This is a genomic window from Reyranella sp., assembly GCF_965228225.1.
In the GTDB taxonomy this organism is placed as follows: Bacteria; Pseudomonadota; Alphaproteobacteria; order Reyranellales; family Reyranellaceae; genus Reyranella.
This window is the reverse complement of the sequence record NZ_OZ245801.1, coordinates 3,944,735-3,964,098: the sequence shown is the minus strand read 5'-3', so window position 1 is coordinate 3,964,098 and position 19,364 is coordinate 3,944,735. Positions and strand designations below refer to the sequence as shown.

Sequence of the window (19,364 nt, the reverse complement as noted above, 5' to 3'; positions counted from 1 at the left end):
AGGGACGACGGCTGATCGGGGAGAGTTGGATGAGCGTTAAGAAATCAGGGCTGCTGGGGCGCCGACAGGCGCTGATCGGGTCCGTCGGGGTGGTTGGAACGGTGCTGGCGGCGCCGGCGATCGCCCAGCAGCGGGTCAAGTCCGGAACCGTCAACATCGAGCAGGTCCAGGTGGCCTTCTTCGGTAGCGGCAATGTCGGCAGTGGCACGTTGCACTATGAAGGCCGCAGCTACCGGTTCTCGGTCGGCGGCCTTGGTGTCGGCGGGTTCGGCGTCTCGAAGATGGAAGCCTATGGCGACGTCTACAATCTGAAGGAGCTGCGCCAATTCCCGGGCGCCTACGGCCAGGCGCGCTACGGCACGGCCTACGGCGACAAGGGCAAGGGCGAGATGTGGCTCGAAAACACCAACGGCGTGATGATCGACCTGAAGACGCGCCGCCAGGGCCTGGCCGTGTCGCTCGGCGCCGATGCCGTCATCATCGACTTCAAGTGAGGCGGCCCATGACGATGTTCAGCCGCGCCCTCGCGGGCGCCCTGGTTCTCCTGTCCGCCGCTCCGGCCGTCGCGCAGGACGAGACACAGACCTTCAATGCCTTCGCGGTGGTGCTCGCCAATGGATCGGTCGTGCGGGCCGCCGAGAAGCAGCTCGTCGTGGCGGGGAGCCTCGCCGGGCCAATGTTCATCGAGACCGACGAGGGGCCGCAGCAAGCGGGTCGCGTCGGCTGCGCCCTGTCGTCGAAGATCGACCAGGGCAGCCGCAAGACCAGCGCGGCGGGTGCCTGCACCTTCACGGCGTACGACGGCGCGACCGCCTGGGGCGAGTGGGAGTGCGCCGGCTACGAGCTCGTCGGCTGTCGCGGCACGTTCAGGCTGACGGGCGGCACCGGCCGCTTCGAGGGCGCGAGCGGCGAGAGCACGCTCATCTGGCGCCCGACGGCCTATGAGCTGAGGAAGCAGCTCGACGGCATGGCGCTCGACAATGCCAGCGGCATCGTGCTGTGGCGCGACTTCAAGCTGAAGGGCAAGTAGTCCTTCAGCCGGCCGGCGGGTAGGGAATCCGGTTGCGCTGCAGGAGTTCCTCCAGCGCCTTGATGCCCTGCTCGTATCGGCCCTTCTGGCAGTCGACGCCGGCCCCGAGGCGCGCCAGATTGGGGCCGCTCGAGCCTTCGCCGCGCTGCGTGTTGTAACGATCGTAGAGCGCGCCGAGCTGGGCGCAGCGCGCCGCCAGCTGCTCGTTGCCCTGCTGCGCGTGTCCCCATGCAGCGGGCAGTGCCAAGCCCGCGAGGGCGCACGAGATCACGATCCCTAGTCGGGTGTTCATGCTGCGCAGTAGGACACGAATCGGGCGACCTTGCACCTGTCCGGCGGCGCGAGGTACTGTCGATCGTCTCCTTCAGGGAGGCCAAGGGGGAGAGCAAATGACGACGCGATCGACGATGCAGTGGGTGTTCGTGATGGGCATCGCAAGCCTGGTCGCGGCCTGCGGCATGGCGAAAAGCACGCCCGGCCCCGACTCCCGGACGGAAACGAATGCGACCCAGGTCACCTGGACCGATGGCAAGCCCGCCATCGCCATCAGCTGCAAGGAACCCGGCGCCTGTCAGACGCGTGCGGTCGCGATGTGTGGCGCTACGGGCGGCGATTACACCACGCTGAAGATGGAAAACATGCCGACGCGCGGCGACATGTCGGAGATCCGCGGCGCCGCCTCGGTCGTCATTCGCTGCGGGGCCTAGCGCTCGCCTGACCGTTGCGCTTGGATCCCCAGAGGCTCGCCATTTCGGGCAGGGATTTCGAGGCGTCGGCGCCCGACGGAAGTTGGGCTTCGTGATTTGAGATCCATGCCGCGACATCTTCCGTCACGGCCGGTCCGGCCTTGTCGCGCATCAGCAGGTGGTAGCCTTCCTTGTAGAAGGCGAGCTTTGAATCGGGCCGCGGCGGCATGATCTCGATCGCCGCCTTGACCGGCGCCTGCGGGACGATGCGGTCGCCCAGCCCGTACATCATGAGATAGGGTTCCTTGACCCGGGCGGCGGAGGCGCGGGCGTCGTCCATCAGGTCGACCAGCCCGTAGGCCATGTCGAGGCGGGGCTGGCGCAGCATCATCGGGTCGTTGCGCAGCTTGTCGATGGTCTTGGGATTGTCGGTCGGCTTGTAGTCGATCGAGGTCGGGCCGGCCGGCATCCAGGGGATGGTGTGGGCGAAGAACCACAGGCCGGCGCTGGCCACCGGCCCGAACGTATCGCGCGAACGGACGGCCGCGGCCGACAGGACCAGCCCGTCCGACTCGGCCCCGCGATCGGCGGCCACCAGCACCACCGCCCCCCCCATGCTCTCGCCGGCGAGGTAGAAGGGCACGCCGGGATGGCGGGCGCGCACCAGGGCTGCCACCGTCCTGGCATCGTCGACCAGGGTGTCCGTGCCGGGCCAGCGGCCGCGGGAGGGGCTGCCGCCGAAGCCGCGCTGGTCATAGGCATATGTCGTGATCCCGGCGCCGGACCAGGTCCCGGCCGGTTCCTCCCAGGCCATGCGGTAGTCGCCGAACCCGTGCAGGGCCAGGATGACCGCCTTGGGGGCGCCGTTTGCCGCAGGCCAGACCGACAGCGGTAGCGAAGTCCCGTCCGCCGCGACATAACGGTCGTCGGTCAGCCGCGGCGCCTGGACGGGGCCGCCCGCCGGAACCACCGTCGGGGCGCAGGCTGAGAGCATGACCGCGGCGGCGGAGACCGCTATCATTCGCCGGCGTAACAGGAGTGGGATCGTGACGGAGCCGTTTGAAGTCATCACTGTCGATACTGACCGCGTCGCCTGCGATGGCGGTGGCGGCGCGTTGGGCCATCCCAAAGTGTACCTCAACCTGGGCCCGGAAGGACACGTCGAGTGTCCTTATTGCAGCAGGCTCTACAAGCTGCGCGAAGGCGTAACTCTCGCCCACGCCCACTGAGGGAACGACCCCATGAAGCAGCTCGGAGAAGGCTGGAACTGGCGCGACCTCAAGGTCGGCGACAAGTTCGTCACCTATGGCCGAACGATCTTCGAGGCCGATCTCCTGAATTTCGTGACCCTTTGCGGCTTTTCCGAGGAGCTGTTCACGAACCGGGAGTACATTCGCGAGCATGCGCCGATGCGCGGCGGCCATCCCGTGCCGGGCGCGCTGGTCTATTCCATGGCCGAAGGCCTGGTGATCCCCACCACCTTGCAGGGGACGGGCCTCGCCTTCCTGTCGATGGGCTTCGACATCAAGGGCCCGACCTATGTGAACGACACGATCCACGTCGAGATCGAGATCACCGAGATCAAGCCGACTTCCAAGGACCCGATGCGCGCGCTGGTGCGGACCACCAACCTGGTCAAGAACCAGAAGGGCGAGACGGTCCTGATCTACACGCCGCTGCGCATGCTGCAGGGAAGCTGACGTCCGATGCCGATGCCAACCGACGCCGAGATCGCCCGCTACCGCGAGGATGGCGCGGTCTGCCTGCGCAACGCCATTCCGATGGAATGGATCGAACGGATGCGGGCGGCGGTGGACGACGACATGAAGAGTCCGGGGCCGATGGTGCGGATCAACACGCCCCAGGGCGCGCCCGGCCTGTTCTTCGTCGACTTCCAGCTGTGGCAGCGCCACCCCGCGGCCCGCGCCTTCGTCTACGAATCGCCCGCGCGCGAGATCGTGGCCCGGCTCATGGGCTCGCAGGAGGTCGTCTACTATCACGACCATCTGCTGGTGAAGGAGCCGGGAACGCAGGAGCGCACGCCCTGGCATCACGACCAGCCCTACTATCCGATCGACGGCGAGCAGGTGATCTCGCTGTGGACGCCGCTCGATCCGGTCGACCGCGAGACCTGCGTCGAATACGTGAAGGGCTCGCACCGCTGGGGCCGCTGGTTCCAGCCCAAGTTCTTCAAGCAGGGCGGCGTCGACCTGCAGGTCCAGGACAGCCGCTTCGAGCCGCTGCCCGATCTCGATGCCGAGCGCGGCGAACACGAGTTCCTCGCCTGGGACATGGAGCCGGGCGACGTCATCGCCTTCCATGCGCTCACCCTTCACGGCGCTTCGGGCAACCGTTCGAGCGCCCGTCGCCGCCGTGCCTGGGCGACGCGCTGGTGCGGCGACGATGCCCGCTACGGCGCGCGCGCCGGACAGATTTCCCCGCCGATCGAGGGCCATGGGCTGAAGCCCGGCGACCGGCTCGAATGCGAGACCTTTCCCAAGGTGTGGCCGGCCTGATCGCGCGCAGCCGCGCTTCTAGAGCGTTTCCGGACGAGATAGAATCGAGCCGAGCATCTCAACACTGACCTCACCCTGAGGAGCGAACGCAGTGAGCGTCTCGAAGGGTGGGCACGCGCACCCCATCGTTTGCCCATCCTTCGAGACGCCGTGCTGTGCAAGGCTCCTCAGGATGAGGTGGTGGGTGAATGTAAAACGGAAAGACTCTAGGAGTCGGCGTCGAACCCATCCAGCCATTCGCGGGCATGATGCAGCTCGCGGAAGATCTTCACCGGGCGGTCGCCCTGGGCCAGCACCTCGAACAGGCTGGCCTGCTGGTAGGCATGGTCGGTGACCGCGACGATGGCGAGGGGGCCGAGCTTGCTCACCTGGAGATAGGCGCGGATGCGCGCCCCGAGCGCCATCATGTCGGCGTCGTTCAGCATCACCGTGGCGTGCGTCATGTCGAAGATCTTGCGGTAGGGCAGGACCTCGGCGATGGCCACGCCATCGAGATACTGTTCGATGTCCCTGAGCCGCAGCTCGTCCCGCGCGACGGCGATCACGAGTCGGTGCGGCTTGGAGATCGTCCACTGGACCGGCATGGCAACGAACTATGCCGGATCGGCAGCGGGACCGACAAGCGCCCGCGTGTTACGGAACCAAGACGGCCTTGCCGACGACGGTGCGCTCCTCGATCAGGCGAAACGCCTTCACCCAATCTGCAAGGTCATAGGTCGCGGCCACGGTCGCCTTGAGCTTGCCCTCGGTGAACCACTGCGTCAGTTCCTTCTGGGCGGCGGCCACCAGGGCCCGGCGATTGGCGAGCGCCTGAGCCTCCTTGGGCGACGGCACGCCCTTGCCGCCCCAGCCGTTCCAGTAGCCGTAGTAGAAGCCGATCACCGTCACGTTCTTGACCAGCAGGATATTGGCCGGGATCTGCGGGACTGTGCCGCTGGCGAAGCCCATCGGAATGATGCGTCCCTCGGGCGCCACGCACCGCAGCGAGGCATCGAAGGCCGATCCGCCCACCGGATCGTAGATCACATCGGCGCCACGTCCGCCGGTGAATTCCAGCACCTTGGTCCGCAGGTCCTCCGAGCGATAGTCGATCAGGTGATCGGCGCCGGCCTCGCGGGCCGCCTTCAGCTTGTCGGCGCCGCCGGCGCTGGCGATCACGATCGCGCCCATCGCCTTGCCGACCTCGATGGCGGTGAGGCCCGAGCCGCCGCCCGCGCCGTGCACCAGCAGCACTTCGCCGGGCTGCAGGTCGGCCTTCCACTTCAGGGCGCCGTAGGCAGTCGGGTAGAGCGTCGGAAAATTGGTCGCCTCGGCATAGGGCATGATCTCGGGGATCGGCACGAGGTTCGCGGCCGCAGCCGTCGCGTACTCGGCGAAGGCGCCCTGGCTGACCCCTGTCGCGATGCGGTCGCCGACCGCCACATTGGTCACGCCGTCGCCCAGCGCCACGACATGACCGGCCAGCTCGTTGCCGGGGACGTAGGGCAGGGCAGGCTTGTTCTGGTGCTTGCCCTGCACCCCCAGCATCGCGGCGAAACTCACGCCGGCGGCGCGGACCTTGACCAGCACTTCGCCGGCCTTCGGCACGGGCTGGGGAATGTCCTCGACCTTGAGACTGTCGATCGGACCATAGGCATGACAAACCAGCGCCCGCATATCCCTACCTCTCGGATGACTTCTTGAACTCTATTTCTTGAATTGGCCGTGCCGGCCTTCGCCCTGGGCGAAGCGCGCCGCGCCGCCCTGCGATTCCTGTCGCCTTGCGTCGAGCGACAGTTCCATCTCGCGACGGATCGCCGAGGCTTCGTCTCGGTCGAAACTCTCGTAGGCCGACCGGCGGTCCGACGTCATGGCGATCGGCGGAAAGCCCGCGATCTGGCGGGCCAGCGCCTCGGCTTCGGCGCGTGTCGTGCCGCGAGCCACCTTTCGTGTGGCGAGCCCCATCGTGATCGCCTCGTCGGCGCCGACGGCGCGGCCGGTCAGCAGCATGTCCATGGCGCGGCCCTGACCCACGATGCGCGGCAGGCGCACGGTCGTGCCGTCGCTCATCGGCACGCCCCAGCGGCGCGAGAACACGCCGAAGGTCGCCGTGTCGTCGACGATGCGGATGTCGCAGAACAGCGCGACCCCCAGGCCGCCGGCGCAGGCATGACCCTCGATGGCGCCGATCACCGGCTTGGACAGGGGCGCGCGCAGCGGCCCCTGGTCGCTGCCGGCCCAGGGAAAATAGTCGGTGCCCGCGCCCAGCTCCTTGAGGTCGGCGCCGGCGCAGAAGGCGCCGCCCGCACCGGTCAGCACGGCGACGCGCGCCGCGGCATCGGCCTCGAAGGCGCGCAGCGCGTCGGCAAGTCCGTGCGCCGCTTCGTTGTCGAGCGCGTTCCGGGCCTGCGGCCGGTTGATGATGATGGTGGTCACCGGCCCCTGGGCCTCGACCAGAATTTTCGACGTGCTCATGACTTCGTCTTAGCGAACCGTGAGGAGCTCGTCTTCAAGCTGGGCGTTGGAGCGGGCCGGTGTGCGGAAGTACCACCAGTTCTTCTGGGCGGTCCAATGCTCCTTGCGCGCCGTGCCGCCACCCCAGACGCAGCGCTTGAAGTCGCGCGTCGCGGCCATGAAGGCCCGGTCGGCCTCGTCGAGCTTCAGGGCGTGGTCGCCCATCTCCTCGCGGCTGAACATCGGCAGCGCCTCGAGGATGAGTTCTCGCACGTCGACGTCGTTCAGCCAGTTGTCGAGATCGAACGTGTAGTCTTCCCGCTCGAGGCCGCGGGCGAAAGTCGCCCACTGGTCGATCAGTTCCTGCAGATCGGCCACGTTGGGCGGGCCGGGCGGTGGTGACGGCGGGTTCAATCGTTCCCTCTTTCGGATTGCCGACGGTAATAGCGCTCGCCGTCGTTGGGTTTGAAGAAGGTGCGTATGACGCCATTGGCATTGAAGGCGATGAAGGCACCGGTGTCACGGTCGAAACGTGTCACGACGCCATCGCGCCGCACCGTCTCGAGGATCGGTCCGCCGACCTTGGCGTCGCGCAGGAGCTGCGCCTGACGCAGATAATCCTGTTTGGTGATGCGGCCGAACTCGGCGCCATGCTTCTGGTAGTGATCGTCGAGGCGACGCTGGTCGGCGAAGCCCACGCTCGCGCCCCAGCCCTGGCCCGCCTCGCGCGCCTCGGCGGAGAGTGCAGGTCCGCGCGCGGCCTCGCGCTGGCCGCGCTCCGAAGTCTGGGTCCAGAAGAGGAAGATCGCGACCGCCGCCAGCGCCGCCGTCAGGAGACGGCGCCACGGCACGCCGCGGGAGCGGAGGTTCATGCCCTATTGTGCGCCGCCTTTGAACCAGCGCGCAATCATGCGCCGCTCGGCATCGGTGATGTTCGTCATGTTGCCGGGCGGCATGACGCGCGAGGCGGCCGCCTGCTGATTGATGGCGGCGGCCATTGCCTGGATTTGCGACGGCGTCTCCAGCAGGACTCCCTTGGGTGGTGCCAGGAAGCCCTCCTGCGTGGGTTTCGCCGCATGGCAGGGCGTGCAGCGGGCCTGGATGATGGGCTGGACCTCGGCGAAGGCGACCGGTCCGCCGCCGTCGGCGCTGGGACGCGGCAGGGCGAGCAGGGCGGTGAAGGCGAGGAAGACGAAGCCGGCGGCCAGAACCAGCGGGTTGGCGTTTCCCTTGTGGCGCTGCACGAACCAGACGCGGATCATTGCGCCGGCCATCGAGATCGTGAGCAGCAGCACCCAGTTCCATTCGTGGCCGTAGAGGCCGGCGTAATGGTTGCTGATCATCGTGAACAGCACGGGCAGTGTGAAATAGGTGTTGTGGACCGAGCGCTGGCGGCCCCGCAGCCCGTGGATCGGGTCGGGAATGCGGCCTTCTTCCTTGGCCTTCACCAGCTCGCGCTGGCCGGGGATGATCACGAAGTAGACGTTCAGCACCATGATGGTGCCAAGCATCGCGCCGAAATGGATGTAGGCGCCGCGGCCGGAGAAGATGTGGCAGAGCGCCCAGGCGGCGGCGACGCAGTAGACGAAAACCAGACCGCCCAGCACGACCTCGTCCTGGCCGAGGACCGAGCGGCAGAGGAAATCGTAGACCAGCCAGCCCAGGATGAGGAATCCGAGCCCGATGGCGATCGCCTGCGGCTTCGTCAGCGGCAGGACCGACGGGTCGATGAGCGCGACCTCGGCGCCGTAGTAATAGACGAGGCACAGCAGGAAGAAGCCGGTGACCAGGGTCGTGTAGGCTTCCCACTTGAACCAGTGCAGCTCGGGGGGCAGCCGCTCGGGGGCCACCTTGAACTTCTTGGCCGTGTAGAAGCCGCCGCCATGGACCGCCCAGACCTCGCCGCCGATCCCCTTGGCCTCGTCGGCCGGATCGAGCGGCTTGTGCAGATGGTTGTCCAGCCAGATGAAATAGAAGGAGGCGCCGATCCAGGCGATGCCCACGATCATGTGGGCCCAGCGCAGGATCAGATTGAGCCACTCGACGACGTACGGGTCCATTGATCCTCTGGTGCGCAGACTTAGTGCGCGGTCTCGGCTTCCCGTCCGGCTGCCGTGGCGTCGGCCACTGCCGCCGCGCCACTGCGCATGCCGTTGAAGTAGGCGTTGAGCGCTATGGCTGCGATCGAAGCCAATAAAATCCCGCTGTGCAAGAGGGGACTTAGGGCTTTCGGCATGTGCCCGAAGAATCTCTCCGAAACCTGCGGGATCATGCCGAGGCCGATGCTGACGGCAACGACGTAGGTGTTGCCCGGATTGCCGCGGAAGTCGACGCGCGAGAGGACGCGGATGCCGGTGGCGCAGATCATGCCGAACATGACGATGCCGGCGCCGCCCAGGACGAACTGCGGGATCGAGGCGACGATCGTGGCGATCTTGGGGAACAGGCCGAGCACCAGCATGATCACGCCGCCGGTCGCCGTGACCCAGCGCGAGCGCACGCCGGTGATGCCGACCAGGCCGACATTCTGCGAGAACGAGGTGTAGGGGAATGTATTGAACACGCCGCCGATCAGGGTGCCGAGACCGTCGGCGCGCAGGCCTCGCGTCATGTCTTGCTGGCCGATCATGCGGTCGGTCACCTCGCCGAGAGCGAGAAAGACACCGGTCGATTCGATCATCACCACGATCAGGACCAGGCTCATCGTGAGGATCGCCAGCAGGTCGAAGGTCGGCCAGCCGAACTGGAACGGATGGACGAGCTCGACCCACCTGGCCTGGGCGACACCGGCGAAATTCACCTCGCCCAGGGCAAATGCCACGCCGAACCCGGCGATAAGCCCCAGAAGGACGGCAATGTTGGCGAAGAAGCCCGTGCAGTATTTCGTGGCGCCGAGAATGACCAGAAGCACGAGAAGTGACACGGCGAGATAGAGCGGGTCGCTGAAGCGCGGATTGCCGGCGCCGCCCGCCGCCCAATTGATGCCGACTCCCAGTAGCGAAATGCCGACGACGGTGATGATGGTCCCGGTGACCACCGGGGGAAACAGAGGCAGGAGCCGACTGATGAACGGCGCCGCCAGAATGCCGAACAGGCCGGCGCCGATCACCGCGCCGTAGATGCCGAGCAGACCGAGGCGCGGATCGGCGGCCATCGCCAGCATCGGGCCGACCGCGGCGAAGGTGACCCCCATCATCACCGGCATCCGAATGCCGAAGCCGCGGATGCCGAGGCTCTGGATCAAGGTGGCGATGCCGCAGGCGAACAGGTCGGCATTGATCAGCACCGCCACCTGGTCCTTGGGAAGCTTCATCGCACCGCCCAGGATCAGGGGAACCGCGACGGCGCCGGCATACATCACGAGGACGTGTTGCAGGCCGAGGGGGAGCAGCCTGGCCAGGGGCGGCTTTTCATCCACCGGGTCGACGGTGTGGTCAGGCATCGATCTTCTCCCCCGAGCGATGTCGCCGCTTCCTCGCCCCCGGACCGCAACCGGCGGGCCAGCCGGCCGAAACGCCAATTCAGACTCGCCTAAGGAAGTGGACGGCGGTAAATCGCCCTTTCGACTGTATCCGAAAGAATTTCGAGGGGAACGAGAATGGCGGCTTTGGACCTTCCGGCGGGCGTGACGATCGACGGTGCCCTCAAGCCCGGCTTCGAAAAGGTGCTCACCAAAGAGGCAGTCGCCTTCGTCGCCGAGTTGCAGCGCAAGTTCAATGCCCGCCGCGAAGAGCTGCTGGCGCTCCGCGTCGAGCGTCAGAAGCGCCTCGATGCCGGCGAGAAGCCGGACTTCCTGCCCGAGACCGCCAAGATCCGCGAGAGCGACTGGACGGTCGCACCGCTGCCCAAGGACATCCTGGACCGCCGGGTCGAGATCACCGGGCCGGTCGATCGCAAGATGATCATCAACGCGCTGAACTGCGGCGCCAACGTCTTCATGGCCGACTTCGAGGACGCCTCGACCCCGACCTGGGCCAACATGGTCGAGGGCCAGTACAATCTGGCCGACGCCGTCCGCCGCCAGATCGACTATGTCGATCCCAACAGCGGCAAGTCCTACAAGCTGAACGACCAGACGGCGGTGCTGTTCGTGCGGCCGCGCGGCTGGCATCTGCTCGAGAAGCACATGACGGTCGACGGCAAGCCGATGTCGGGCTCGCTGTTCGATTTCGGCTTCTACTTCTTCCACAATGCCAAGGAAGCGCTGTCGCGCGGCACCGGCCCGTATTTCTACCTGCCCAAGCTCGAGAGCCATCTCGAGGCGCGGCTGTGGAACGACGTGTTCGTTGCCGCTCAGGACGCACTGGGCGTGCCGCAGAAGTCGATCAAGGCCACGGTGCTGATCGAGACCATCGTCGCCAGCTTCGAGATGGACGAGATCCTGTGGGAGCTGAAGGATCACTCGGCCGGCCTCAATTGCGGCCGCTGGGATTACATCTTCTCCTTCATCAAGAAGTTCCGCGAGCAGGAGTGGGCGGTGCTGCCGGATCGCGGCACGGTCGGCATGACCTCGCACTTCCTGCGCTCCTACAGCCAGTTGGTGATCAAGACCTGCCACCGCCGCGAAGTGCACGCGATGGGCGGCATGGCGGCGCAGATTCCGATCAAGAACGATCCCAAGGCCAACGACGAGGCGATGGGCCGCGTCCACGCCGACAAGAAGCGCGAGGCCGGCGACGGCCATGACGGCACCTGGGTCGCCCATCCCGGCCTGGTGCCGATCGCCAAGGCCGAGTTCGACGCGGTCATGAAGGAAGCCAACCAGATCGCGCGCAAGCGCCAGGACGTGCATGTCACCGCCGCCGACCTGATCCAGATCCCCGCGGGTCCGAAGACCGAAGCCGGGCTGCGCCAGAACGTGGCCGTCGGCATCGGCTATGTCGAGGCCTGGCTGCGCGGCATCGGCTGCGTGCCGCTGTTCAACCTGATGGAAGACGCCGCCACCGCCGAGATCAGCCGCGCGCAGGTCTGGCAGTGGGTGCGCCACAACCAGAAGCTCGACGACGGCCGTTCCATCACCAAGGAACTCGTCCGCGAGATCGTGCGCGAGGAGAACGACAAGGTGAAGGCGCAGATCGGCGAGGAAGCCTATGCCAAGGGGCGCTACGAGGATGCCGCACAACTGATGATCGACCTGGTCGAGCAGCCGCAGTTCTACGAGTTCCTGACCCTGCCGGCCTACGATCGCATCATGGCCGACGAGAAGGCGGCGGCCTGAAGGAAAGACGATGATCAAGAGCGTTTATGACGTCACCTCGGCGGGCAAGCCCGATGCGCCCGCGATCGGCGCGCCGGGCCGGCCGTGGCTCACCTATGGCGACCTGAAGAAGCTGACCGACGATACGCTGGCGGCGCTGAACGCCGTCGGCATCGGTCGCGGTGACAGGGTCGCCATGGTGGCGCCCAACGGGCCGGAGATGGCGTCCTCGTTCATCGCCGTCGCCTCGGGCACCAGCTCGGCGCCGCTCAACCCGGCCTATCGCGCCGACGAGTTCGAGTTCTACCTCGACGATCTGAAGCCCAAGGCCGTGATCGTGCAGCAGGGCATGGACAGCCCGGTGCGCGGCATGGCCGAGAAGGTCGGCGTGCCGATCATCGAGCTGATCCCGACCGCCGACGGTCCGGCCGGCAGCTTCACGCTCGACGTGTCGGCGCTGAAGCCCGCGAAAGCCGCCAGGCCCGGCACCTCGGTCGACGGCGAGATCGCGCTGGTGCTGCACACGTCGGGCACGACGGCGCGGCCCAAGATCGTACCGTTGTCGACGGCCAACCTCGCGGCCTCGGCGCGCCATATCGCGGCGTCGCTGGCGCTGACGCCGAACGACCGTTGCATGAACATCATGCCGCTGTTCCACATCCACGGGCTGATCGCCGCGACGCTGTCGTCGCTGGGCGCCGGCGCGTCGGTCTCCTGCACGCCGGGCTTCAACGCGCTGCGTTTCTTCGCCCAGCTCGAGGAGGTGAAGCCCACCTGGTACACGGCGGTGCCGACCATGCACCAGGCGATCCTCACGCGCCTGCGCAGCCATGCCGACGCCGCGAAGGCCGCCAAGCTGCGGTTCATCCGCTCCTCGTCGGCGTCGCTGCCGCCGCAGGTCATGCTCGAGCTCGAAGCCGCGTTCGACTGCCCGGTGATCGAGGCCTACGGCATGACCGAGGCCAGCCATCAGATGGCGTCGAATGCGCTGCCCCCGGGCAAGCGCAAGCCGGGCGCCGTCGGCCTGCCGGCGGGTCCGAAGATCGCCATCATGGACGAGGCCGGCCACTTCCTGCCGCAGGGCACGATCGGCGAGGTCGTGATCCAGGGGCCGAACGTCACGGCGGGCTACGACAACAATCCCGACGCCAACCTGAAGGCCTTCGCCGATGGCTGGTTCCGCACCGGCGACCAGGGGCGCTTCGACGAGGATGGCTACCTGTTCCTGACGGGGCGCCTCAAGGAGATCATCAATCGCGGTGGCGAGAAGATCAGCCCGATCGAGGTGGACACGATCCTGATGGATCATCCGGCGGTCGAGCAGGTCGTGACCTTCGCGATCCCGCATCCCATGCTGGGCGAGGATGTCGGCGCGGTCGTCGTGCTGCGGTCGGGCCAGGAAGCGACGGAGCGCGAGCTGCGTGACTTCGTGGCCAAGCACGCCGCCGACTTCAAGGTGCCGCGCAAGGTCGTGTTCGTGAGCGAGATCCCCAAGGGCGCCACGGGCAAGCTGCAGCGCATCGGCCTCGCCGCCAAGCTCGGCCTGGGCGAGGCGAAGGCCTGAGGATCGCACCGTGACCTCGATCTGCGTTTTCGGCGCCGGTGCGATCGGCGGCCTGATGGCGGCCAAGCTCGAAATGGCCGGCACGCCCGTCACCGTGGTGGCGCGCGGTGCTCATGGCGAGGCGCTGCGCACCCGCGGCCTCGTCCTGCTGAGCGAGGGCAAGGAGACGGTGACGGAGCCCCGCGTCGCCACCGATCCGAAGGAGATCGGGCCGCAGGACTATCTCGTCCTGACCTTGAAGGCCCATTCCCTGCTGCCGGCGATGGCGCAGCTCCAGCCGCTGATCGGGCCGAACACCACGATCGTCGCGGCGATCAACGGCGTGCCCTGGTGGTACACCTACAAGCTGGGCGGCGAGTTCGAAGGCAAGCGCATCGAATCGGTCGATCCCGAAGGGGCGCTCACGGCCGCGCTGCCGCCGTCGCAGGTGCTGGGCAGCATCGTCTATCCGGCCGCCGACGTGGTCGAGCCCGGCGTGATCCACCACACCTACGGCGACCGCTTCACGCTGGGCGAGCCGGACGGCAGCCGCAGCGAGCGCGCGGCGAAGCTCTCCGAGCTGCTGATCAAGGCCGGCCTCAAGGCGCCGGTCCGGCCGCGCATCCGCGACGAGCTGTGGGTCAAGCTCTGGGGCAACATGGCCTTCAACCCGATCAGCGCGCTGACCGGGGCGACGCTCGACAAGGTGATCGGCGATGCCGGCACGCATGCCGTCTGCCGCGCCCTGATGGTCGAGGGCCAGGCCGTCGCCGAGAAGCTCGGCGTGAAGTTCGCCATCAACGTCGACAAGCGCATTGCCGGCGGCGCCGAGGTCGGGGCCCACAAGACCTCGATGCTGCAGGACCTCGAACGCGGCCGGCCGCTCGAGATCGAGGCGCTTCTGGGCGCCGTCGTCGAGATGGCGGAATGGGTCGGTGTCGACATGCCGATCGGCCGCAGCGTGCTGGCGCTGGTCCGCCAGCGCGCCGCGATGCGCTGAGGTGACGAGGCGCTGAAATGGAGAAGGTCGAGCTCGTCTTCGATCCCGACAACGCGCGCGCCGCGGGCTATGTGGGCGACCGTCTGTCGACGTTCAATGCGAGCCGCACCGGCAGGTCCGACTACTATCCCTGCAAGATTTTCCTGAAGGGCGAGAAGGGCGAAACCCTGGGCGGCCTTCTCGGCTACCTCTGGTCGGACTGGCTGTTCGTGTCGATCCTCTGGGTCGACGAGGCGTTGCGCGGGCAGGGACACGCCACGCGCCTGATGGACGCCGCCGAGGACTATGCCCGCCAGCGCGGCTGCCACTCGGCGCATCTCGACACCCACACCTGGCAGGCCCGCCCATTCTACGAGAAGCGCGGCTACGAGGTCTTCGCCACCCTCGACGACTACCCGCCGGGCCATAAGAAGTTCTTCCTGAAGAAGCGCCTCTAGCAGGCCGCCGGGACGCCGGAATCCCGGCCAATAAACGAAACAAACGAAATAAACGAAACAATCGAAGCCGATGTCGCACCCTCCCGGAATTCGGGCCCTGGTGACCGCCGACGGATCGATGTCGCTCGCCAGTTGTTTCGAAAAAGACAGTCAAATCAGTCCGTTAGAGAGGATTTCTGCCAAAGGGCCGGCAAGCTGCGCACCTGCTGGGTGCAGCAGAGGACTGTGCCGGCTAGCGCGGCTGTCATTCGGCGTCTACGAGGTCTTCGTCACCTTGGCGTGGCCGGGGCCTTACCAAGGGGCAATGACGGCGCTAGGTTGCGGTGATGAACAAGGTACTCATGGCGGAACTTGAGAAGCTCGACGCCAACGAGCGCCTGCGTCTTGCCTACGACTTGCTAGACAGCGTCGCCCAGACCGAAGTTGCCCGCCCCATCACCGAAGTCCAGCGACAGGAATTGCGCCGCCGGCTGGCGGATTATCGAGCCAACCCTGACGAAGCCGTAATGACCCTCGCTGACATCCGTCGCGAAGCTGGCCTCTCGTGATCCGTGCGGCTAGCGGTCGTATACCGTCTCGCGGCCAGCCGCGAAGTGGTTCAAGCTGCCCTGCAGTATGAACGGCAAAGGCGCGGATTGGGCGGTGTCTTCCTCGATGAGATTGCACGTATCGAGCGGCACGTCTCCGATGCACCCGGCCTCTATCAACTCGTAGAAGCGCCGATACGCAGAGCCACGCTGCGCCGGTTTCCGTTCGGGCTCTTCTATCTGGAAGAGTTGGACCGCATCGTCGTTCTCGCTTGTCTCGATCTGAGACGGGATCCGCAAATGATCGGAGTCACTGTCGCGCGTCGCTGACGGCTCAGCGAACGCCCAGATCCTTCAACCTCTTGTCGAGCGACAGCAGGTCGGCCCAGCTCTGGCGTTTGCTGGCGGGGGTGCGCAGCAGATAGGCGGGATGGAAGGTGGGCAGCGCCGGGACTTCGCTGCCGTCGTCGAGCGTGAGCGTCGTCCATTTGCCGCGCAGGCGGGTGATGCCCTCGGTCGTGTTCAGCACGGCCTTCACCGCCGTGCCGCCGGCCAGCACCACGATCTTGGGCTTTGCCAGCTCGATGTGGCGGCGCGTGAAGGCGAGGCAAATCGCCTGCTCGGACAAAGTCGGCGTGCGGTTGCCCGGCGGCCGCCAGAACAGAATGTTGGTGATGTAGAGATCGCGCTCGCGGCTCATGCCGATGGCGGCAAACATGCGGTCCATGAGCTGGCCGCTGACGCCCACGAACGGCTTGCCGAGCCGGTCCTCGTCGGCGCCCGGCGCTTCACCGACGATCATCACCGGCGCGCCGGCCACGCCGTCGGCGAACACCGTGTTCTTGGCCGTGCGCTTCAGCGCGCAGCCCTCGAAAGCGCGGACCGCTTCCTCGAGTTCGGCGATGGTGGTCGCCCGGCGCGAGACCTCGCGCGCATCCTCCGCGAGCTGCGGTGATTCCAGCGGCACGGGCGCGCGCACGACCGCCGGTGCGGCCGGCGCGCGGATCGGTGTCGGCGCTGCCGGTGACGAAGCGGGTGTCGAAGCCGCGGAGGCCGCAGCAGCGGCAACGGCGGCCGGCGGCGGAAGCGCGAAGCGGTCGATCGCTTCCTCGCCGATCGTCTCGTCGATCCCGTGATCGACGTACCAGCGCAGCAGCGCGGCGGCGTCCTGCGGAGCGAACGCCGCCTCGGTCATGCCAGGCTCTTGATGAAGGCGCCGAGGATCGGCGCCCACATCGCGGCATCGGCATGGCTGGCCATATGGCCCTTGTCCGACGGCATCTCGACGTAGGTGAGGTCGACGCCGGCCTTGCGCATGTCGAGCGCGTGGGCGGCGCAGTCGGTGAGGTCGAACAGCTTGTCGGTCTTGGAGATGACGTAGAGGACCTTGGTCTGCTTGAGCCGGTCGTACTGCTTGGTGATGTCGAACCCGTCGATCGCGCGGCGCAGGGTGACCAGCGAATGGCCATCGTAGATCTGCGCCCAGCTCTTGGCGGCGACCTTGGCCTCGGCTTCGCCCTGGCCGTAGTTCAAGAGCGTCTCGTAGCGGATCTGCTCCAGCGCGGCCGGAATGCCGCCGTTCTCGTAGTACCAGCCGCCATTCCAGTTCGGATCGCTGGCGAGACGCGCCTGGAGGGCCTCCAGCCCGCCCAGGCGGCCGGGCGCGCGCGGCGATGTGACGGACGCCGCGATGCCCTTCATGAAGCCGGGGTAGGACGCCGCCCACTGGAACGACTGGAAGCCGCCCATCGACGGGCCGACCACGGCCACGAGGCTCTTCAGTCCCAGCGAATCAATCAGCAGCTTCTGGCTGGCCACCATGTCGCGCAGGGTGATCTCGGGGAAGGTCGGGCCATAAGGCTTGCCGGTGCCGGGATCGATCGAGTTGGGACCGGAGCTGCCATGCGCCGAGCCCAGCGCGTTCACCGAAACGACGAAGTGGCGGTCGGTGTCGATCGCCTTGCCCGGCCCGATCAGCCCGTCGAACCAGCCGGCCGACCCTTCCGTCACACCGCGCCCGTGCTTGCCGACGGCATTCTTGCCTGCAGCGTGATGGGAGGAGGTGTAGCCGTGCACGACGAGGATGGCGTTGTCGCCGGCCGGCGACAAGGTGCCGTAGGTTTCATAGGCGAGTTCGAGGACGGGTAGCGTCTTGCCACTTTCCAGCCGGAAATCGCGTGCAGAGAAGGTCTTGCTCTCGATATCGTTCAACTCAGGCACAGGAAATCCCCTTTTCAGCGGGTGGCGATCCCGCCCCCGACACGCTATCTAAATCAAAGGATTGCCGCCGCACAGGCGCGCGTCCACCGGGAAAATGGAATTGCAGGGCCATACAGCATGACGCGCGAGGCGATGGAATACGACGTGGTGATCGTGGGTGGCGGTCCGGCCGGACTGTCCGCGGCGATTCGCCTGAAGCAGCTCGCCGCCCAGCGCAATCACGAAGTGTCGGTCTGCGTGCTGGAGAAGGGCTCCGAGCTGGGCGCCCACATCCTGTCGGGGGCCGTGGTCGATCCGATCGGCCTCAACGAGCTCATTCCCGACTGGAAGGAGAAGGGCGCGCCGCTCGAGACCCAGGTCACCGACGACCAGTTCCTGTTCCTGACCAAGAGCGGCTCCTACCGCTTCCCCAATTTCCTGCTGCCGCGGCTGATGAACAACCACGGCAACTACATCGTCAGCCTGGGCGAAGTCTGCCGCTGGCTCGGCCAGCAGGCCGAGGAGCTGGGCGTCGAGATCTATCCGGGCTTCGCCGCGGCCGAGGTGCTCTACCACGAGGACGGTTCGGTGAAGGGCGTCGCGACCGGCGACATGGGCGTCGGCAAGGACGGCAAGCACAAGGACAGCTACACGCCCGGCATGGAGCTGCACGCCAAGTACACGCTGATCGGCGAAGGCGTGCGCGGCTCGCTGGCCAAGCAGCTGATGGCCAAGTTCGACCTGCGCGACGGTGTCGATCCGCAGAAATTCGGCATCGGCATCAAGGAGCTGTGGCAGGTCGATCCGGCCATCTTCCGCAAGGGCCTGGTGGTCCACTCGCAGGGCTGGCCGCTGTCGGAGACGAACAGCTCGGGCGGTTCGTTCATGTACCATTTCGGCGACAACCTGGTCGCCATCGGCCTCGTGGTGCATCTCAGCTACGAGAACCCGTATCTCTCGCCGTTTGACGAGTTCCAGCGCTTCAAGACCCATCCCGACGTCGCCAAGTATCTCAAGGGCGGCAAGCGGCTGGTCTACGGCTCGCGCGCCATCAACGAAGGCGGGCTGCAGTCGATTCCGAAGCTCACCTTCCCGGGCGGCGCGCTGATCGGCTGCTCGGCCGGCTTCGTCAACGTGCCGCGCATCAAGGGCAGCCATAACGCGGTCAAGAGCGGCATGCTGGCCGCCGAAGCGGCCTTCGAGGCGCTGGCCGGTGGCAAGACCGGCGGCGACGAGCTGATCGCCTATCCGGTGAAGCTGAAGGCGTCGTGGGTCTGGAAGGACCTCGACAAGGTGCGCAACGTGAAGCCCGCGCTGAAGTGGGGCACCACGCTGGGCACCCTCTATGGCGGCATGGACATGTGGCTGCACGATCTCGGGCTGCGCGTGCCGTGGACGCTGCGCCATCACAAGGCCGACCACGAGACGCTGCGTCCGGCCAGCGAGTTCCAGCCGATCCAGTATCCCAAGCCCGACGGCGTGATCTCGTTCGACAAGCTCTCCTCGGTGTTCCTGTCGAACACGAATCACGAGGAGGATCAGCCGGTTCACCTGAAGCTGCGCGATCCGTCGATCCCGATCGCCGTCAACCTGCCGCTCTATGCCGAGCCGGCGCAGCGCTACTGTCCGGCCGGCGTCTACGAGGTCGTGACCGCCGACAACGGCCAGCCGCGCTTCCAGATCAACGCCCAGAACTGCGTGCACTGCAAGACCTGCGACATCAAGGATCCTGCGCAGAACATCGATTGGACCGTGCCCGAAGGTGGCGGCGGTCCGAATTACCCCAACATGTGAGC

At 66.8% G+C, this 19,364-nt stretch carries 24 protein-coding genes; 13 read left to right on the top strand and 11 right to left on the bottom strand.

Translation table 11 applies throughout. The features are described 5' to 3' along the window. The first annotated feature begins 29 nt into the window (after nucleotides 1-29). Nucleotides 30-494, top strand: coding sequence for a hypothetical protein (locus tag ACO07K_RS19220; protein ID WP_422030634.1), 465 nt, complete (start codon nucleotides 30-32; stop codon nucleotides 492-494). A gap of 8 nt (nucleotides 495-502) precedes the next feature. Then, complete coding sequence (locus tag ACO07K_RS19215) at nucleotides 503-1,030, top strand: hypothetical protein (RefSeq protein ID WP_422030632.1); 528 nt, start codon at nucleotides 503-505, stop codon at nucleotides 1,028-1,030. A gap of 4 nt (nucleotides 1,031-1,034) precedes the next feature. Here the strand turns inward: ACO07K_RS19215 and ACO07K_RS19210 are convergent, their stop codons facing one another. Then, nucleotides 1,035-1,322, bottom strand: coding sequence for a hypothetical protein (locus ACO07K_RS19210; protein ID WP_422030630.1), 288 nt, complete (start codon nucleotides 1,320-1,322; stop codon nucleotides 1,035-1,037). A 97-nt stretch (nucleotides 1,323-1,419) separates the two neighbouring features. On the opposite strand from ACO07K_RS19210, the gene ACO07K_RS19205 reads away from it, so the two are divergent. Beyond that, complete coding sequence (locus ACO07K_RS19205) at nucleotides 1,420-1,737, top strand: hypothetical protein (RefSeq protein WP_422030628.1); 318 nt, start codon at nucleotides 1,420-1,422, stop codon at nucleotides 1,735-1,737. Here the strand turns inward: ACO07K_RS19205 and ACO07K_RS19200 are convergent. Further along, on the bottom strand, nucleotides 1,718-2,737 hold the full coding sequence (locus ACO07K_RS19200; RefSeq protein WP_422030626.1) for an alpha/beta hydrolase: 1,020 nt from the start codon (nucleotides 2,735-2,737) through the stop codon (nucleotides 1,718-1,720). The genes ACO07K_RS19205 and ACO07K_RS19200 overlap by 20 nt on opposite strands. A 25-nt stretch (nucleotides 2,738-2,762) precedes the next feature. Between ACO07K_RS19200 and ACO07K_RS19195 the strand changes: the two genes are divergently transcribed. The 3 genes from ACO07K_RS19195 to ACO07K_RS19185 are packed head-to-tail and all read left to right on the top strand — an operon-like array spanning nucleotide 2,763 to nucleotide 4,232. Then, entirely contained in the window at nucleotides 2,763-2,945 is a 183-nt protein-coding gene (locus tag ACO07K_RS19195) for a zinc-finger domain-containing protein (protein WP_422030624.1), read from the top strand. A 12-nt stretch (nucleotides 2,946-2,957) separates the two neighbouring features. Next, nucleotides 2,958-3,416 (top strand): MaoC family dehydratase, encoded by a 459-nt coding sequence (locus tag ACO07K_RS19190; protein WP_298310298.1) that lies wholly within the window; start codon nucleotides 2,958-2,960, stop codon nucleotides 3,414-3,416. A 6-nt stretch (nucleotides 3,417-3,422) separates the two neighbouring features. Further along, nucleotides 3,423-4,232, top strand: coding sequence for a phytanoyl-CoA dioxygenase family protein (locus ACO07K_RS19185; RefSeq protein WP_422030621.1), 810 nt, complete (start codon nucleotides 3,423-3,425; stop codon nucleotides 4,230-4,232). Between the two features lie 206 nt (nucleotides 4,233-4,438). On the opposite strand, the gene ACO07K_RS19180 is transcribed toward ACO07K_RS19185, so the two are convergent. Genes ACO07K_RS19180 through ACO07K_RS19150 form a run of 7 tightly spaced genes read right to left on the bottom strand, consistent with a single transcriptional unit; the run spans nucleotide 4,439 to nucleotide 10,107 of the window. After that, nucleotides 4,439-4,816 (bottom strand): hypothetical protein, encoded by a 378-nt coding sequence (locus tag ACO07K_RS19180; protein ID WP_422030619.1) that lies wholly within the window; start codon nucleotides 4,814-4,816, stop codon nucleotides 4,439-4,441. 49 nt (nucleotides 4,817-4,865) lie between these two features. After that, a complete protein-coding gene (locus tag ACO07K_RS19175) occupies nucleotides 4,866-5,888 on the bottom strand; it encodes an NADPH:quinone oxidoreductase family protein (RefSeq protein WP_422030617.1) in 1,023 nt (340 codons plus the stop codon). Nucleotides 5,889-5,918: 30 nt separating this feature from the next. After that, nucleotides 5,919-6,686, bottom strand: a complete 768-nt coding sequence (locus ACO07K_RS19170; protein WP_422030615.1) for a crotonase/enoyl-CoA hydratase family protein — start codon at nucleotides 6,684-6,686, stop codon at nucleotides 5,919-5,921. A gap of 9 nt (nucleotides 6,687-6,695) precedes the next feature. Next, entirely contained in the window at nucleotides 6,696-7,079 is a 384-nt protein-coding gene (locus ACO07K_RS19165; protein ID WP_298310289.1) for a hypothetical protein, read from the bottom strand. Continuing rightward, nucleotides 7,076-7,537: a hypothetical protein gene (locus tag ACO07K_RS19160; RefSeq protein ID WP_422030614.1), complete on the bottom strand. Its 462-nt coding sequence runs from the start codon at nucleotides 7,535-7,537 to the stop codon at nucleotides 7,076-7,078. The genes ACO07K_RS19165 and ACO07K_RS19160 overlap by 4 nt, the downstream gene beginning before the upstream one ends. Before the next feature lie 3 nt (nucleotides 7,538-7,540). Then, the gene (locus ACO07K_RS19155; RefSeq protein ID WP_422030612.1) at nucleotides 7,541-8,725 is read right to left on the bottom strand and encodes a urate hydroxylase PuuD; all 1,185 of its coding nucleotides are present in this window, start codon (nucleotides 8,723-8,725) and stop codon (nucleotides 7,541-7,543) included. A gap of 20 nt (nucleotides 8,726-8,745) precedes the next feature. Next, nucleotides 8,746-10,107, bottom strand: a complete 1,362-nt coding sequence (locus ACO07K_RS19150) for a nucleobase:cation symporter-2 family protein (RefSeq protein ID WP_422030611.1) — start codon at nucleotides 10,105-10,107, stop codon at nucleotides 8,746-8,748. A 156-nt stretch (nucleotides 10,108-10,263) separates the two neighbouring features. Here ACO07K_RS19150 and aceB point away from each other — a divergent pair, with 156 nt between their 5' ends. From aceB to ACO07K_RS19120, 6 genes are all read left to right on the top strand, one after another. After that, entirely contained in the window at nucleotides 10,264-11,883 is a 1,620-nt protein-coding gene (gene aceB / locus ACO07K_RS19145; protein WP_422030609.1) for a malate synthase A, read from the top strand. A 10-nt stretch (nucleotides 11,884-11,893) separates the two neighbouring features. Next, complete coding sequence (locus ACO07K_RS19140; protein WP_422030607.1) at nucleotides 11,894-13,426, top strand: acyl--CoA ligase; 1,533 nt, start codon at nucleotides 11,894-11,896, stop codon at nucleotides 13,424-13,426. A 10-nt stretch (nucleotides 13,427-13,436) separates the two neighbouring features. Further along, on the top strand, nucleotides 13,437-14,405 hold the full coding sequence (locus ACO07K_RS19135; protein ID WP_422030605.1) for a 2-dehydropantoate 2-reductase: 969 nt from the start codon (nucleotides 13,437-13,439) through the stop codon (nucleotides 14,403-14,405). A 17-nt stretch (nucleotides 14,406-14,422) separates the two neighbouring features. After that, nucleotides 14,423-14,842 (top strand): GNAT family N-acetyltransferase, encoded by a 420-nt coding sequence (locus ACO07K_RS19130; protein WP_422030603.1) that lies wholly within the window; start codon nucleotides 14,423-14,425, stop codon nucleotides 14,840-14,842. Nucleotides 14,843-15,168: 326 nt separating this feature from the next. After that, nucleotides 15,169-15,390 (top strand): addiction module protein, encoded by a 222-nt coding sequence (locus tag ACO07K_RS19125; protein WP_422030601.1) that lies wholly within the window; start codon nucleotides 15,169-15,171, stop codon nucleotides 15,388-15,390. Nucleotides 15,391-15,435: 45 nt separating this feature from the next. Beyond that, nucleotides 15,436-15,699 carry a hypothetical protein gene (locus tag ACO07K_RS19120; protein ID WP_422030599.1) on the top strand — a complete coding sequence of 88 codons (264 nt, stop codon included), beginning with the start codon at nucleotides 15,436-15,438 and terminating at the stop codon, nucleotides 15,697-15,699. A gap of 4 nt (nucleotides 15,700-15,703) precedes the next feature. On the opposite strand, the gene ACO07K_RS19115 is transcribed toward ACO07K_RS19120, so the two are convergent. Together ACO07K_RS19115 and ACO07K_RS19110 are read right to left on the bottom strand one after the other, a co-directional pair. Then, nucleotides 15,704-16,564: a uracil-DNA glycosylase gene (locus tag ACO07K_RS19115; protein WP_422030597.1), complete on the bottom strand. Its 861-nt coding sequence runs from the start codon at nucleotides 16,562-16,564 to the stop codon at nucleotides 15,704-15,706. Next, entirely contained in the window at nucleotides 16,561-17,589 is a 1,029-nt protein-coding gene (locus ACO07K_RS19110) for a homoserine O-acetyltransferase family protein (RefSeq protein WP_422030595.1), read from the bottom strand. The genes ACO07K_RS19115 and ACO07K_RS19110 overlap by 4 nt, the downstream gene beginning before the upstream one ends. Before the next feature lie 117 nt (nucleotides 17,590-17,706). Here ACO07K_RS19110 and ACO07K_RS19105 point away from each other — a divergent pair, with 117 nt between their 5' ends. After that, nucleotides 17,707-19,362, top strand: coding sequence for an electron transfer flavoprotein-ubiquinone oxidoreductase (locus ACO07K_RS19105; protein WP_422030593.1), 1,656 nt, complete (start codon nucleotides 17,707-17,709; stop codon nucleotides 19,360-19,362). The last annotated feature ends 2 nt before the right edge of the window (nucleotides 19,363-19,364 follow it).